12 protein-coding genes are annotated in these 14673 nt (G+C 52.1%); 2 read left to right on the top strand and 10 right to left on the bottom strand.

The genetic code is table 11. From position 1 onward, the window contains the following. Nucleotides 1-6: 6 nt before the first annotated feature. From KNP64_RS03255 to KNP64_RS03245, 3 genes are all read right to left on the bottom strand, one after another. On the bottom strand, nucleotides 7-1005 hold the full coding sequence (locus KNP64_RS03255; protein ID WP_214791385.1) for a Gfo/Idh/MocA family oxidoreductase: 999 nt from the start codon (nucleotides 1003-1005) through the stop codon (nucleotides 7-9). A 60-nt stretch (nucleotides 1006-1065) separates the two neighbouring features. Then, nucleotides 1066-1554 carry a GNAT family N-acetyltransferase gene (locus tag KNP64_RS03250; RefSeq protein WP_214791387.1) on the bottom strand — a complete coding sequence of 163 codons (489 nt, stop codon included), beginning with the start codon at nucleotides 1552-1554 and terminating at the stop codon, nucleotides 1066-1068. Between the two features lie 79 nt (nucleotides 1555-1633). Next, nucleotides 1634-2059 carry an OsmC family protein gene (locus KNP64_RS03245; RefSeq protein ID WP_034777472.1) on the bottom strand — a complete coding sequence of 142 codons (426 nt, stop codon included), beginning with the start codon at nucleotides 2057-2059 and terminating at the stop codon, nucleotides 1634-1636. A 94-nt stretch (nucleotides 2060-2153) separates the two neighbouring features. On the opposite strand from KNP64_RS03245, the gene cls reads away from it, so the two are divergent. Then, complete coding sequence (gene cls, locus KNP64_RS03240; RefSeq protein ID WP_214791389.1) at nucleotides 2154-3611, top strand: cardiolipin synthase; 1458 nt, start codon at nucleotides 2154-2156, stop codon at nucleotides 3609-3611. Nucleotides 3612-3844: 233 nt separating this feature from the next. Continuing rightward, nucleotides 3845-4750: a sensor domain-containing diguanylate cyclase gene (locus KNP64_RS03235; RefSeq protein WP_214791391.1), complete on the top strand. Its 906-nt coding sequence runs from the start codon at nucleotides 3845-3847 to the stop codon at nucleotides 4748-4750. Nucleotides 4751-5169: 419 nt separating this feature from the next. Here KNP64_RS03235 and KNP64_RS03230 read toward each other — a convergent pair whose 3' ends face one another. The 7 genes from KNP64_RS03230 to adhE all read right to left on the bottom strand — a co-directional run bounded on the left by KNP64_RS03230 (nucleotide 5170) and on the right by adhE (nucleotide 14472). After that, entirely contained in the window at nucleotides 5170-5691 is a 522-nt protein-coding gene (locus KNP64_RS03230; protein WP_114167413.1) for a GNAT family N-acetyltransferase, read from the bottom strand. A gap of 133 nt (nucleotides 5692-5824) precedes the next feature. Then, nucleotides 5825-7732 carry a PTS fructose transporter subunit IIABC gene (locus tag KNP64_RS03225; RefSeq protein WP_214791393.1) on the bottom strand — a complete coding sequence of 636 codons (1908 nt, stop codon included), beginning with the start codon at nucleotides 7730-7732 and terminating at the stop codon, nucleotides 5825-5827. Then, the gene (gene pfkB, locus KNP64_RS03220; protein ID WP_214791395.1) at nucleotides 7729-8658 is read right to left on the bottom strand and encodes a 1-phosphofructokinase; all 930 of its coding nucleotides are present in this window, start codon (nucleotides 8656-8658) and stop codon (nucleotides 7729-7731) included. The genes KNP64_RS03225 and pfkB overlap by 4 nt, the downstream gene beginning before the upstream one ends. Continuing rightward, nucleotides 8655-9401, bottom strand: coding sequence for a DeoR/GlpR family DNA-binding transcription regulator (locus KNP64_RS03215; protein WP_214791396.1), 747 nt, complete (start codon nucleotides 9399-9401; stop codon nucleotides 8655-8657). The genes pfkB and KNP64_RS03215 overlap by 4 nt, the downstream gene beginning before the upstream one ends. A gap of 138 nt (nucleotides 9402-9539) precedes the next feature. Continuing rightward, a complete protein-coding gene (locus KNP64_RS03210; RefSeq protein WP_214791398.1) occupies nucleotides 9540-10451 on the bottom strand; it encodes an alpha/beta hydrolase in 912 nt (303 codons plus the stop codon). 87 nt (nucleotides 10452-10538) lie between these two features. Then, complete coding sequence (locus tag KNP64_RS03205; RefSeq protein ID WP_034777462.1) at nucleotides 10539-11741, bottom strand: zinc-binding metallopeptidase family protein; 1203 nt, start codon at nucleotides 11739-11741, stop codon at nucleotides 10539-10541. Between the two features lie 139 nt (nucleotides 11742-11880). Next, complete coding sequence (gene adhE / locus KNP64_RS03200) at nucleotides 11881-14472, bottom strand: bifunctional acetaldehyde-CoA/alcohol dehydrogenase (RefSeq protein WP_214791400.1); 2592 nt, start codon at nucleotides 14470-14472, stop codon at nucleotides 11881-11883. Nucleotides 14473-14673 lie beyond the last annotated feature (201 nt).

Here is a 14673-nt window from a genome sequence, read left to right as displayed (position 1 = left end):
TCATGATTATGACTTGAAGTCGAGGACACGTTGAAGCCGTGATGCTTCACGAGCCGTTTCGATGACTCTCGTCGTCAAGAGCGCTTCCCGAAGCGGCACGAGCGGATGACGTGTCATATAACTATCCGCCAGCGCCCGGTAGAAGGACAAATACTCACCTGCTTCGATGTCGATTGTCGATTCAACGTCTGTGACGACCGTTCCACTCTCACGGTCGGGACATCGCACTTCCCCGTTCCGGAGACACGCCTCTTGCGGATCGAGTCCAAACTTCAAGAAACTGCCTTCCGTCCCGTGCACTTCGAACCGCGGCGCCTCGACGGCTATGAACGGGTTCGAACGCAGATATACCCGTTTTTCTCCATAATACAGGGTCAGATGGAAGCCGTCGTCAGACTGACCTCCTTTACGTTGAATCATAACATCTGCCGACACTTTGTCGGGTGCACCGAACAAGACGAGCGCTTGATCGATCAAATGGCTACCGAGGTCAAACAATATCCCTGCTCCCGGCCCCGCATTCTCGCGCCACCGATCCCGGACGACCGGACGGAACCGGTCGAACCGTGACTCGATCACTTTCCAATCGCCGAGTCGTTTTTCCTCGAGCAGTCGTTTGACCGTCATGAAGTCTCCGTCCGTCCGTCGATTATGGAAGACGTTGACGATTCCGGCACTGGCCTGTTCGCTTGCAATCAACGCCTCTCCTTCCTCTGTCGTCAAGAACGCAGGCTTCTCGACGAGAACATCCTTCCCTTCCTGTAAACAACGTTCCACCATGTCCTTATGTAAATGGGACGGCGTCGTGACGATGAACAAGGTCGCCTCAGTCGCGAGAGCCTCGTCTAGCGTCGCATATACCGCGACATCGCCAAGTACGGCTTGTACGTCCTCAGGTCTTGATGAGACGATACCGGCGATCTGGAAGTCATCCAGCTCCTGTAAAAATGGTAAATGAAATGTCGTCGCGGAAAAACCGAAGCCGACAAGAATCGTTTGAATCATACCGTTCTCCTCCTATCCATTCGCTTCCCAGTATATCAAAAAAAGGAGTCAATCGACCCCTTATGCACTGACACTCTCATCCATGCTGTATTCAAACGTGTTATACCCGTCCCGTGAGTCCACGAAGACGAAGCCAAACCGTGGATAATAACTGTTCAAGAAATCATTATCAGCCACACAATCAAGCCGGACCGGCTCCTGTGTGTCGGCTTCACGTAAGACGTGCTCCATCAGTTGTTGACCGACGCCCCGCCCTTTCAGCCGTTCACTGACAACGATTCGATGGATGTATTGACCGCGCTCGCCATCTTCCCATAAGCTATGGTCCCAGTCATCTGCCGGAAGTAAGGCGATCGAGGCCAATACCGATCCATCTTGCTCGTACACATATACATATCCCGAGGTGATGTCTGTCTGCACCCGATCTATGAGGTCTTTCTCCAAATATTCCGCCCATTGATCGCTACCTTGTTGTTTTAGCGCTACGGCTCGTTGTTCGATAAGGTCCGCGATGTGTTTGGCATCGCGTTTCGTCGCGAGTCGAATCATAACGTCCTCCTTTGTATTACAGTATTTGAAATACAAATATAACGGACCGTTTCGACTCTTTTCAACCATCCTGCTCACATTACGTAAATGGGACGACCTCGCCGCCGTTCAAACGATAGCTGTACGTCATCGTCGCGTTCAGACTGTGCGACACCGAACAGTAGCGATCGACGGACAACTCGATGGCACGGCGGACCCGTTCTTCGGGCATATCCCCTTCGAGGACGTATAAGATGTGGATGGCCGTGAATTTCTTCGGATGTTCTGTCGCCCTGACCCCGTCGACTTCCATCTCGAACCGCTCGAGCGGCAACCGCATCTTATGAAGAATCGAGACGATATCGATCCCCGTACAAGCGGCCGTCGCCTGCAGGAGCATCTCGGTCGGACGCGGACCCGTATTGAGACCACCGACGTCTTCTCCGGCGTCAAGCGTCACATCATGACCCGAAGGTGTCGTCGTCTGAAACGCCATCCCTTGTTTCCAATTCACTTGTAAATGCATCTTTGTCTCCTCCTTATGTTTCGATAGCTTACTATTCCCTTGAATAAGGTATTATTAATCTATGTAAGGAAATTGTCGTTTAGGAGTTGGTCGCATGGAATGGTCGGTCATTATTAGTTGGGGGCTGTATATCGTCCTCGGATTGAATTTATTGTTCGCGTTAGCCGTCATCTTCGCGGAGCGTCGCGATGTCGGGGCGACGTGGGCGTGGCTTCTCGTCTTGTTCTTCTTGCCAATTATCGGGTTCATCATCTATCTCTTCCTCGGCCGACAGTTGAAGAAGGACAACTTCTTCAACTTGAGCGTCGAAGAGCGCTCGTTCCACGCCCTTCAAGTCGACAGTCAAATCGAACAGATTCGCCGGAAAGAGACCGCTTTGGCTCAACCGGTGTTCGAAAAGTACGAGCAACTGCTCGAGATGAACTTGCGATCGTCGAAGTCACTCATCAGCGTCCATAACAAATCTGCCATCATGCATGATGGCGAACAGAAGTTCAAAGCGCTCATGGACGATATCCGCAGCGCCGAAACCGAGATCAACATCCAGTACTACATCATTCAACGCGACGCGCTCGGGAAGGCGCTGATCCACGAACTAATCGAACGCGCCAAGGCGGGCGTCAAAGTCCGGCTGTTATATGATGCGGTCGGTTCGCGCAGCCTCCGTGACTCCGATTTTAAAGAATTGATCGCACACGATGGCGAGGTCCGCGTCTTCTTCCCGCCGACGCTCGGATTGATCAACTTCAAGTTAAACAACCGCAATCACCGTAAAGTCGTCATTATCGACGGCAAGATTGGTTATGTCGGTGGCTTCAACGTCGGCACCGAGTATCTCGGCCTGGTCGAGAAGTTCGGATACTGGCGTGACACACACCTCCGCGTCGAAGGGGACGTCGTCTACCATTTGCAACATCGATTCATTCTCGATTGGAACTATTCTGGCAGCAAACATCATGACCCGGAGAACTCGTTCTGTTTCGCACGCCACGACATCAAGGACAAGTCGCCGATGCAAATCGTGACGAGCGGACCGAACTCCGACACGGAACATTTGAAAAACATGATGATCAAGATGATCATGTCGGCGAAACATCGCGTCATCATCCAGACGCCTTACTTCATCCCTGACACGAGCTTCATGGACGCCTGTAAGATGGCACTTTTGTCCGGCGTCAAGATGGACATCATGATTCCAGGGAAGCCCGACCACCCGTTCGTCATGTGGGCGTCGCTATCGTTCCTCGGCGAACTGCTCGACTACGGGGCAAACGTCTATATGTACGGGCAAGGTTTCCTACACGCCAAGACGCTCGTCGTCGATGATGAGATTTCGACCGTCGGGACGACGAACTTGGATGCCCGCAGTTTCCGATTGAACTTTGAAGTGAACGCCGTCATTTATGATCAGCGGGTCGCGCTCGAACTCGCATCACTGTTCGAGTCAGACGTCGCCGTCAGCCGCAAATACACGGTCGACGACTATGCAGCCCGGAAATGGACCGTCCGGATGCGCGAAGGCGTGTCACGATTGCTCAGTCCAATCTTATAAGTTCTGATCACGCTAACTACCCCATCGTATCGGCCAAGTATGCCAACGCGATGGGGTATCTTTATGTTCGTAAGTCGAGAGCTATGTACTCACACCAAGCTGTGACGATTTCTCGTCATATTCTAAAATTTGCTAGCATTTAAAAGAATACTCGCTAGTTTCTTCCCGAATTAGGGTATAAAGTATCAGTACGAACGTCCTACACTACCGCTTCGGCTAGGAAAGGAGGAAGTATGCGTTCACGCATATGTCATACAATGGCTGATCAAGAACGGACTCATCATGACACTTACACCACGAAACCCGATCCTTCCTCATGGGACCAGCTCCCGATCGGCCTGTTCGCATTCAATCGTGACGGGCAGATCGTCAGCTATAACGAATCATTCGTTCATTTACTCGGGATGCTTCCTACCTCGATTGTGATGTTCGAGCGATGTAGTTCTTCTTCGTTCGACTTCTCAGGCGCCATTCGGAACGTCTTGAACGGGGAGACGATTCGCATGGCCGGCTGGTATAAAGCACCAGAACGGCAGGCTCGCTTCATCCGAACGACGATGTCTCCGAGTTTTTCCGCGGACGGACAACTCGACGGCGGCGTCGGCATTTTAGAAGACGCGACCGAGCAACGTCGCTATGAAGAACGCATGGAACACCTGTCCTCGCTCGATCCGCTGACAGAGCTGTATAACCGGAAGAAAGTCGGGGACGTTCTCTCGTCGACGGCTCAGGAGACGGTCGACACAAGGGCGCCCGCCGCTGTCATCATGCTCGATATCGACTATTTCAAACTTGTCAACGATACGTTCGGCCATCCGACCGGAGACCTCGTCTTACGTTCGATTGCCCAATTGCTCAGGCGCAACATCCGCAAGTCGGACTCGATTGGCCGCTGGGGTGGTGAGGAATTTTTAATCGTCGCCCCACAGTCAACGCTTGCTGACGGTGTGCAACTCGCCGATAAGCTCCGACAAAAGATTAACGCCGAGCCGTTCGGTCCCGTCCCGCGCGTCACTTGTTCGTTCGGCGTCAGCGCCCTTGAAGATGGGAAGACGGTCGAACAGGCGCTTCAAGATGCCGATGAGGCACTGTATATTGCCAAGAACCGCGGCCGGAATCAAGTATCGAGTAAGCGATAGTTTTGAAAAAGGATGCGTTCGTGCATCCTTTTTTTGTGGACAGACGATTCCGTCAAGTTGGCTTGCCTTTACAAACTTGAGGTAGATGATGCCAGAGCATTCAATCGGTCATCAGTCAGTGAAACATATTTGTGAAAAAAACAAAAAGGGATGATCGTCTGCCTCGAACAGATTCTCATCCCTTTTTCTCATTCGTATGTTAAAGCGTGATACGAACTCCTTCAACTCTTCTGCCATATGCGCAAGTGAGTTCGCAGATTGCGCAATCTCTTCCATCGAACCGAGTTGGTTCTCCGTCGTCGCCACTTGCTTCGAGGCTACTGAGTTCTCGTTGGCGATAGGTCAACTTGCTTGCTGTCCTTGCACGGTCATCCCCCTTATCCATAAAAACGGACGCGATCCGCTCTGGCCGCGTCCGTTCATGCGCCGACGATGGCGTCGTGATTCCCTTTCGTCCACCCGTAGGCGACTTCGCGCAGAGCGAGTTCCCCGAATAAACGCTCTTTCGCATCGATGACTTGCCCGTCACGTTGCTCATAGAACGTGCGGTAAGGGTTCAATTCGAGCGCCCAAATGATGAGCCCGTGATTCGACATCGCTTGGATCGCACGCTCCAGCAATAGCGAACCAATCCCGTTACGCTGATGGTCCTCTAGAATGTAAATCGCATAAATCTCATTCGGATGGTCCGGATATTCGCCCGTCCGTTCTTCCCCGTAAAGAACGAACCCGACGATTTCCTCTTCGACGATGGCGACAAACCCTTCGACTTCTCGTTTCGCGAGGGCGCTGCGGACCTTTTCAGACCACTCGATCGCGTTCGAACCGAGCTGCAAGAGAAAGTCGGTCGGCACAATTCCCCGATAGGTTGTGCGCCATCCGTTCACCCTCACCCGCGCAATCCCGTAAGCATCTTTTGGCTCGGCTTTCCGTATGAGCATCCGTACCCCCTCCTTAGCGTAAGTTTTACAAGTATTTTACCACAAATCACCCAATCGAAATCAGACTTCTTCCAGATTTGACTGACAATCATTTGACAAAAAACGACCGTAGGAAATCCTACGGCCGTACTGGTCAAGCGACGTTACGCGTTGTTGTAGCTTGCGTCTCCGTCAATGGTTTTTTCAAGAATGACAAGAGCAGTGCTCCAATCAAGGCTCCGGCGAGAATCGCGAGGGCGTAAAGTCCCATGCTCATGACGACGTTTCCAGCCCCTTCAAGAAGTGGGAAGACGAAGACTCCACCGTGTGGCGCTGGCAATTGGATCGCGAAGAAGGCTGACAATCCACCAGCGATGGCTGATCCGAGAATCGCTGACGGCAATACCCGAATCGGGTCGGCCGCTGCAAACGGGATGGCCGCTTCCGTGATGAACGAGGCACCCATGATATATGCTGTCTTCCCGGCTTCACGTTCTTGTTTCGAGAACTTTTGACGGGCGAACACAGTCGAAGCGAATGCGACGAGAAGCGGTGGTACCATCCCACCGGCCATGACAGCTGCCATGATTTCTTGGTTACCGGCAGTGAGTGCAGCTGTACCAAAGACGTAGGCTGTCTTGTTAATCGGACCACCCATATCGACGGCCATCATGCCACCGACGATGATACCAAGCAAGATGGCGTTGGCGCCGCTCAGGCTGTTCATGACATCCATCAACCATGTCATGAAGGCTGCGATTGGTTTATTGACAACAAGTAACATGATCATACCGGAAATAAATGACCCAAGTAACGGATAGAGCAATACCGGTTTAATTCCTTCAAGCGAGGCCGGTAGTTTAGAAAGTGCTTTAACCAAGAAGAGGACGACATATCCGGCAAGGAAACCAGCGATGAGTCCGCCGAGGAATCCGGCGCCACCTTGGCTGGCTAATAAACCAGCGACAAGACCTGGTGCGAGACCTGGACGATCGGCGATTGACATCGCGATGAAACCCGCAAGAATCGGGACGAGGAAGCTAAAGGCTGCCCCACCGATTGTGTTGAGTTGCGCCGCAAATTCATTGAATGACGGGTCATCCGGATTTGCCGAGTTGATGCCCCAGAAGAAGCTGATGGCGATCAAGAGACCACCAGCGACGACGAGTGGGAGCATCGCGGATACACCGCTCATCAAGTGCTTGTAGATGCCTGTGCGCTGTTCTTTCGTACCACCTGACGAACCGGTTCCCCGATACACTGGTGCGTCTTGTTTGACGGCCCGGTTGATCAACTCTTCTGGCTTCCGGATGCCTTGGGCGACCGGGACTTCGATGACATGTTTTCCGGCGAACCGGTCCATCTCGACGGCTTTATCAGCCGCGACGATGATGGCAGTCGCTTTCGCGATATCGGCCGCTGTCAATTCATTCTTGACACCGGTCGAACCGTTCGTCTCGACTTTGATGTCAACTCCCATCGCCTCTGCTTTTTGCTTCAAGCTATCGGCAGCCATGTACGTGTGCGCGATACCCGTTGGACAAGCCGTGACAGCAAGGATGTAAGGCGCGTCCGCTTGAACCGGTTTCGAAGCAACAGGAGCCGCCTCAGCCGCTTCTTTTTCTTCGATGGCCCGGATGACGTCATCTTCTGACGTGGCTGCATAGAGACGTTCTTGGAACGCTGGATCCATAAGGAAGACAGATAATTTCGAGAGTGTTTCCAAGTGTTCGTTATTGGCGTGCTCTCCGGCGGCGATCATGAAGAACAAGCGGCTGTCTTGGCCGTCGAGTGCTTCGTAATCGACGCCTTCCGAGCGCCCGAAGGCGATGGCCGGTTGTTTGACGGCCTTCGTCTTCGCGTGCGGGATGGCGATCCCTTCACCGAGTCCGGTCGTACTTTGTGCTTCACGTGCGAGAATCGCGTCGCGGTAGCCGTTACGGTCCGATAGTTTGCCAGCGCGGTCGAGCACGTCGACGAGTTCTTCGATGACTTCGGCTTTCGAACGGCTGCGGAGATTCAGTTGAATCGTGTCCTTTTTAAGAAGGTCCGTGATATTCATGTTGTTTCCTCCAATCGAGATAGTGGGATGACGCTGACTTCGCCGACCAAGCGGTCCACGTCTTCTTTTGTGCACAGCCCGAACGTATATGCAGACGCGCTGCCGGTCGTGACCGCATAGCGGAACGCTTCGGTTGCGTCGTGGTCGAGAATGTTGGCGACAAATCCGGCGACGAGTGAATCGCCTGCGCCGACCGAGTTGACGAGTTTGCCGCTCGGTGTGTTCGCCGTATAGGCGCCTGAACTGTTGACGAGCATCGCACCGTCACCGGCGAATGAGACGATGACGTTTTGGGCACCGCGTTCGACCAACTGCTCCGCATACGGGAGCGCCTGTTCGAACGTCTCGATGTCTGTATCGAACAGTTCACCAAGTTCATGGTGGTTCGGTTTAATCATGAGCGGATTGAGTGAGAGGACTTCGAGCATCGCTTCCTTCGTCGTATCGACGACGAACTCGGCACCGTTTGCCCGCACCGTCTCAGCGAGCGTGCGGTAGAGTGTATCCGGCAGATTGCCCGGAATGCTTCCGGCGAGGACGACGATGTCGCCCGGTTGAACGTGATCGAACTGACGCGTCAACCGTTCAAGTTCCGTGTCCGAGATGACCGGGCCGCTCGCGTTCAATTCCGTCTCTTCTTGCGCTCGAATCTTGACGTTGATGCGCGTCTGACCATCGACTTCGACGAAATCGGTTTGGACGCCCTTGTCGGTCAGCGCCTTCTTGATGAAGTCTCCCGTCGTGCCGCCGACGAATCCTAACGCGACTGTGTCGACGTCATATTCACGTAAGACGAACGCGACGTTGATGCCTTTTCCTCCGGCCCGCTGCGTCGTCTCTTGAATCCGGTTGACTTCACCGAGGACGACTTCAGGGAGCGTCACATAATAATCGATTGAGGGGTTCAGTGTTAACGTGTAAATCATTGGGCGTTCACCACCTTTGTGATTGATTGAATTGAACTGACGCTTGTCGAGTCGCTCCATGTGACGAGTGTGGCCGCTTCGAGCGGTGCCACCCGACTGAACGAACGTTTCCCGAATTTTGAATCGTCCGCCAAAATGTACGCCTCGCGAGCCAGTTCGATTGCTGTTTTTTTGACGAGTGCCTCTTCCGGGTCTGGGGTCGTGTACCCGGCCTCTAGGTCGACGCCATTGATGCCAAGAAAAGCGAGGTCGACCCGATAGTTCATCATGCTCTCTCGAGCGTTATAACCGATGAGTGCCTGTGTCGACCGTTTCAACTCACCGCCGATCACGAACGTCTTAATATCGAGGTCGAACAAGTCGTTGGCGATCGGTAAACTATTCGTCACGACGATGACGTCTTTTCCATCTAAGAAAGGAACCATCGCTTGCGTCGTCGTCCCGGCATCGAGATAGACGGACATCCCGTCTTCGATGAATGTCGCGGCCTTCCGTGCGATCGCGACTTTTTCATCGACGTGTTGATCTCGTTTCTCCTCGAACGTCGGCTCTTCTTCGTAGCGGGCCACGAGCGTTGCGCCGCCGTGTACCCGTTCGAGATAACCTTCTGCTTCGAGGTCGGTCAAATCCCGGCGAATCGTCGACTCCGACGATGCCGTCAACTCAACCAATTCTTTCAATTTGACAATCTTTTGCTCCGACAGATGTTGCAAAATCAGTTGATGTCGTTGCTTCGTTAACATCATATTCCCTCCGTAGCTCTAATATAAAGCGTTTTCATTTAAAAAACAATCATAAACATTCAAAAACACTCATCTTTTTTAATTTGTCACAATTATAACATAAAAAACGGTCACTTAGTGACCGTTTTTTACAGTTAATTATCGTTTCATCAACCAATCGTTCAATCGGCGGATGAGTTCGGGATGAAGCGGTGCCTCAATGGCGTCCCGATATTCCTTATGCAACGTGAGGAGCGCGTGCGGACTCGTCCGTTCGACGAGCAAGTGGTTCATGTTATGGATGATGTGGCTGTCGACGTCCTCTTTCGTCCGAATCGAATGGACGTGCTCCGGTGGGACTTGGACGTCGCGGTCGCCGGTCAGGGCGAGCACGGGAACACGCACATGTTCGAGCCGCTCCCGGACGTCATAGGATGCATGCTCGCGAATCCACTTGGCGTTGACGACTTGGCCGCGGTACTTGAAAGCGGCGACATTCGTCCGCAGTGACCGTTCGAGCAAATCGTCTTGGCGCTGACGAATCTTCTTCGGGACGCCGGTCAATCGATAGAACACGCCCTTGAGTCCTTTCACCGAACCGACTTCAGTTGCAAGTGCGTCGGCTTGCAGCAAAAACATCTTCTTTGAGGAATCGTTGAATCCGGCTAGAAGAATCAGTCCGGCCGCGTTCGTCTCGAGCTGGACCGCCGGGGCGATGACGGCCCCTTCGCTGTGGCCGAGCACATACATGTCCCCTGCGTCCGGCTCCTGTTTGATGGCGTTGACGACGGTGATCGCATCTGTCACCAGGTCGTGCAGCCCGACTTTATTGAAATCACCGTCCGATTCACCGATGCCTTGTTTGTCATACCGGTAGACGTTGACACCCATCTTAAAGAGCGCCTCGGCCAGTTTTTTATACGTGCCGAATTGGGATGGCCCAAGATTGCCGTCCCGGTCGCTCGGCCCGCTCCCGCTGAGCAGGACGACCGTCTTACGGGGTTCGCCGTGGGTCATCCACGTACCGGCCAGTTGTCCATAATTCGTTGTCACATTCAGTTGTCGTTCCATCGTATCGCCTCCCCTTTCATCATACCGAAGTAATGGATCCGTTTCGAGTAAAAGAATAGACCGCCCCATATGTGACGGTCTTACTTCTTATTGGAGAGTTAACCACTCGCTGAGCCATTTAACGTGATCACGCATCGCTTCGTCAGAAAGACGACTAATTGTGTCTTTATCTGTATAAACGTCGTTATGGGCTGTGACAGAATCATTGACGGAGATGACTGGGAACCCGGCTTGCTTGTACTCATCTAAGATTGATACGCCTAGACTCTTCACTTCGACAGGGCCAAAACCAATCCCCTCCATAAACGGATATGTCGTCATCCCACTTGTTTTGAAGAATCGATTCGTCTCCCCTGTACCAAGTATATCAAGTAACATGATGACACGCGGCGTCGTACCTCGATCTTGAAGCATCTGCAAATAGTGCGTACTTGATTCGTATCCATCCCCAGTTCCATTCAAGAAAACGTAGCGGACCGTTGCATCCGTCTCTACGTCATCCATCGCTTGAAGCGTATGGTAGAGCACGGATGCACCACCTAACCCAGTGAGAGCGTGATCGCCATACCAGCTTCCCTCAAGTCGGGCCATGACAATCACTTCTTTGTCAGTCGTGCCAGGTTGCGTAAACTCTACGTAAGGAATTTCGTCTGTGAACGGCTCAATCGCAACCGTTTGACCGTCTTGGAAAGACTCGGCTGTTATTCGGTCGACCCCGGCCCCATTCAAGCGAAGTGCAGCTGAAACGTAAGCGAATCCATATTCTTCCGGAGCATCCGGGTGTGGCGTAATGAGATAACCTGCCGCATTCGCTTCGGCTAATTTTGTAAGATAGCGATTCGCCGCCTCGTCATTAAGGACTTCTCCGTAATAATCGATTTCATACGCATCTTCCATTGCTTCATAAGATACGTCGGTCGTCGGTAGGACGATGACTCTTCCAGCCACATCAGGTATCGGGGCATCCCATTCCAAATGAAGCAGTTCCCCTTCAATTGTCTCTTCAAATGGAATTGTCGCGTACCCATCGTAAAATTCATCATCAATCGTTATTGTCGGCCAATTCGTGTTGAGCGGAGCGTAATGAATCTCACGTTTCATATCGACTGAAGTCTCGTCAGAAACACCGATACCTAACGACTCGAACAGTTCGACATTTTCATGGCTTTCTGCGACCCGATCGTATGAAGCAAAATATTCAGCCGTCTCATAAGGACTTGTTGCCGAGGCCGGATTGAAATAAAGAAAAATAGTAAATAGGGCCGACAGTAGGCTGTACATAATGGTCATCTACCTATCTCCATAAAAAAACTCACCAATAAATGGTTGTATTATCCTATTATATTAAGTGATCTGACAATTGTATATTTATTTTTCAAGAAAAAACGGCCTCCCTCTTAGGAGGGAAACCGTTTAGATATTGTAAGACTTATACGCCTTCGAAAGCAGCGTACATGATTTCTTTCAATTCTTCGACGAGCGGCATTTTCGGGTTAGCCGTCGTACATTGGTCTTCGAACGCGTCGACTGCCATCTTGTCGATTTTCGCGTCGAGGTCCGCTTTCTTGATGCCTTGGGCTTTGAACGAGAGCTTGATGTTCAAGCGCTGACCGAGCTCAATGATCGCTTGGATGAGCGACTCGACGCCTTCTTCCGTCGTGCTTGCTGGAAGTCCGAGATAGCGCGCGATTTCAGCGTAACGCTCGTCGGCGATGAATGACTCATATTTCGGGAACGCCGCGAGTTTCGATGGGCGTGTCGCGTTATAGCGGATGACGTGCGGCATAAGGATCGCGTTCGTCCGTCCGTGCGGGACATGGAACTCGCCGCCGATTTTGTGTGCGATCGAGTGGTTGATACCGAGGAACGCATTCGCGAAAGCCATACCAGCCATTGTTGATGCGTTGTGGACTTTCTGACGTGCTTCGGCGTCACTGCCGTTTTCATACGCTTTCGGGAGGTAATCAAAAATCATCTTCATCGAACGAAGCGCGAGTCCATCCGTATAGTCATTTGCCATGACCGAAACGTACGCTTCGATGGCGTGTGTCAACACGTCCATTCCTGTATCCGCCGTGATTGAAGCTGGGACCGTCATGACGAACTCAGGGTCGACGATGGCGACGTCCGGTGTGATCGCATAGTCAGCGATCGGGTATTTGACGTTGCGTTTCTTATCTGTGATGACCGTGAACGGTGTCACTTCAGAACCCGTACCTGATGTTGTCGGGATGGCGACGAACATCGACTTGTTGCCGAGCGTCGGGAACTTGTACGTCCGCTTGCGGATATCCATGAATTTTTGGCGAAGGTTCGAGAACTTCTCTTCAGGGCGTTCGTAGAAGAGCCACATGCCTTTCGCGGCATCCATCGGTGATCCACCACCGAGTGCGATAATCATGTCTGGTTGGAAGTGACGCATCGCTTCGGCACCACGCATGACCGTCTCGACCGATGGGTCTGGCTCGACTTGGTCGAAGATGCGATACTCGACACCAGCCGGCAAGTTTTTGACGACTTTATCGGCAAATCCGAGTTTGACCATCATTTCATCTGTAACGATCATCGCCCGTTTTTTCGATGTGAGCGATTGAAGGTATTGGACCGAATTTTTCTCAAAGTAAATCTTTTCAGGGACTTTAAACCATTGCATGTTCACGCGACGTCTCGCCACCTTTTTCACGTTGAGTAGATGTTTCGCCGTCACGTTCTCAGAGACGGAGTTTTTACCGTACGACCCACAACCGAGTGTGAGTGATGGTGTCATTTCGTTATAGAGGTCACCGATCCCGCCGTGTGCCGTTGGCGAGTTGACGATGATGCGGCAAGCTTTCATCCGGAGTCCGAATGCGAGGATGGCGTCGTCGTCTGTCGAGTGGATGGCTGCCGTATGACCGAGACCACCGATTTCAAGCATCTTCTCAGCGATGGCGAAACCTTCTTCACGCGATTGGACTTTGTACGCTCCGAGTACTGGGCTAAGTTTCTCGTGTGAGAGCAATTCTGTCGCGCCGACCGTCTCGAGTTCGGCAATCAAGATTTTCGTGTCGGCCGGAACACTAAGTCCAGCTTTCTCGGCGATCCAGGCTGCAGGCTTCCCGACGATTTCAGGGTTGACCGCACAAGAGTCTGTTTTAATAACGAGTGTCTCGAGTTTTGCTTTCTCTTCTGGTGAGCAGAAGTAGCAACCGAGCGCCGTCATTTCGGCTTTCACTTCTTCGTACACTTCTTGGTCGACGATAATCGCTTGTTCAGATGCACAGATCATCCCGTTATCGAACGTTTTCGACAAGATGACGTCCGAGATGGCACGTTTTACTTTTGCTGTTTTGTCGATGTAGGCCGGAACGTTACCAGGACCGACACCGAGGGCAGGTTTACCAGTCGAGTAGGCTGATTTGACCATCGCCGCTCCACCAGTCGCGAGGACCATGGCAACGCCTGGGTGGTTCATGAGCGCTTTCGTCGCGTCGAGTGACGGTTTTTCAACCCATTGAATCAAATGCTCCGGAGCGCCTGCTTCGATGGCTGCGTCACGAAGGATGCGTGCCGCTTCACTTGAACACTGTTGAGCCGATGGGTGGAAACCGAAGATGATCGGGTTACGTGTTTTGATGGCGATGATCGCTTTGAACATCGTCGTTGACGTCGGGTTCGTGACCGGTGTGACCCCAGCGACGACGCCGACTGGTTCGGCGATGTACGTAATGCCGTTTTGCTCGTCGTCTTCGATGACGCCGACCGTCTTCTCGCCACGGAGTGAGTTATAAATATATTCTGTCGCAAAGATGTTTTTGATCATTTTATCTTCAAACACACCGCGACCTGTTTCTTCATATGCATGTTTCGCGAGGGCGACGTGTTGTTCGAGACCGGCTAACGCCATTGCCTGAACGATCGCATCGATTTTCTCTTGGTCGAACGTCATCAACGTCTCGAGCGCTGTGTGAGCTCGGGTGACGAGCGTGTCGACCATCTGTTCTGCTGATGTTTCTACTACTGCTTTCTCTTTAACTGCCATGTTGGTTTCCTCCTCATGAATGAGAGCTTATACTGTTGACTTGATGGAAAGCACGGGGCAATCAGTTGGTTTGAGAAGAGTTTGTGCTTTCCTTCACATTCATAGAATACAACGTTTCTCATAGTTTGTGCGTGACAACAATGTGAACTCTTTCACAATATTCTTTAAGAGAATGAGGATAGGTCTTGCTTTTTAGGGTGA

It is taken from the genome of Exiguobacterium sp. s64, assembly GCF_018618035.1.
GTDB lineage: Bacteria > Bacillota > Bacilli > Exiguobacteriales > Exiguobacteriaceae > Exiguobacterium > Exiguobacterium mexicanum_A.
Note: the sequence above shows the minus strand (reverse complement) of the source record. Positions and strands in the feature narration are given on the sequence as shown.

Coding starts and splice junctions, on each gene's coding strand:
- KNP64_RS03250 (WP_214791387.1), bottom strand. CDS start 1,554: ATGATTCGACTCGCGACGAAACGCGATGCCAAACACATCGCGGACCTT.
- pfkB (WP_214791395.1), bottom strand. CDS start 8,658: ATGATTTACACGTTAACACTGAACCCCTCAATCGATTATTATGTGACG.
- KNP64_RS03225 (WP_214791393.1), bottom strand. CDS start 7,732: ATGAATATCACGGACCTTCTTAAAAAGGACACGATTCAACTGAATCTC.
- KNP64_RS03245 (WP_034777472.1), bottom strand. CDS start 2,059: ATGCATTTACAAGTGAATTGGAAACAAGGGATGGCGTTTCAGACGACG.
- KNP64_RS03235 (WP_214791391.1), top strand. CDS start 3,845: ATGCGTTCACGCATATGTCATACAATGGCTGATCAAGAACGGACTCAT.
- KNP64_RS03255 (WP_214791385.1), bottom strand. CDS start 1,005: ATGATTCAAACGATTCTTGTCGGCTTCGGTTTTTCCGCGACGACATTT.
- adhE (WP_214791400.1), bottom strand. CDS start 14,472: ATGGCAGTTAAAGAGAAAGCAGTAGTAGAAACATCAGCAGAACAGATG.
- KNP64_RS03210 (WP_214791398.1), bottom strand. CDS start 10,451: ATGGAACGACAACTGAATGTGACAACGAATTATGGACAACTGGCCGGT.
- KNP64_RS03230 (WP_114167413.1), bottom strand. CDS start 5,691: ATGCTCATACGGAAAGCCGAGCCAAAAGATGCTTACGGGATTGCGCGG.
- cls (WP_214791389.1), top strand. CDS start 2,154: ATGGAATGGTCGGTCATTATTAGTTGGGGGCTGTATATCGTCCTCGGA.
- KNP64_RS03215 (WP_214791396.1), bottom strand. CDS start 9,401: ATGTTAACGAAGCAACGACATCAACTGATTTTGCAACATCTGTCGGAG.
- KNP64_RS03205 (WP_034777462.1), bottom strand. CDS start 11,741: ATGACCATTATGTACAGCCTACTGTCGGCCCTATTTACTATTTTTCTT.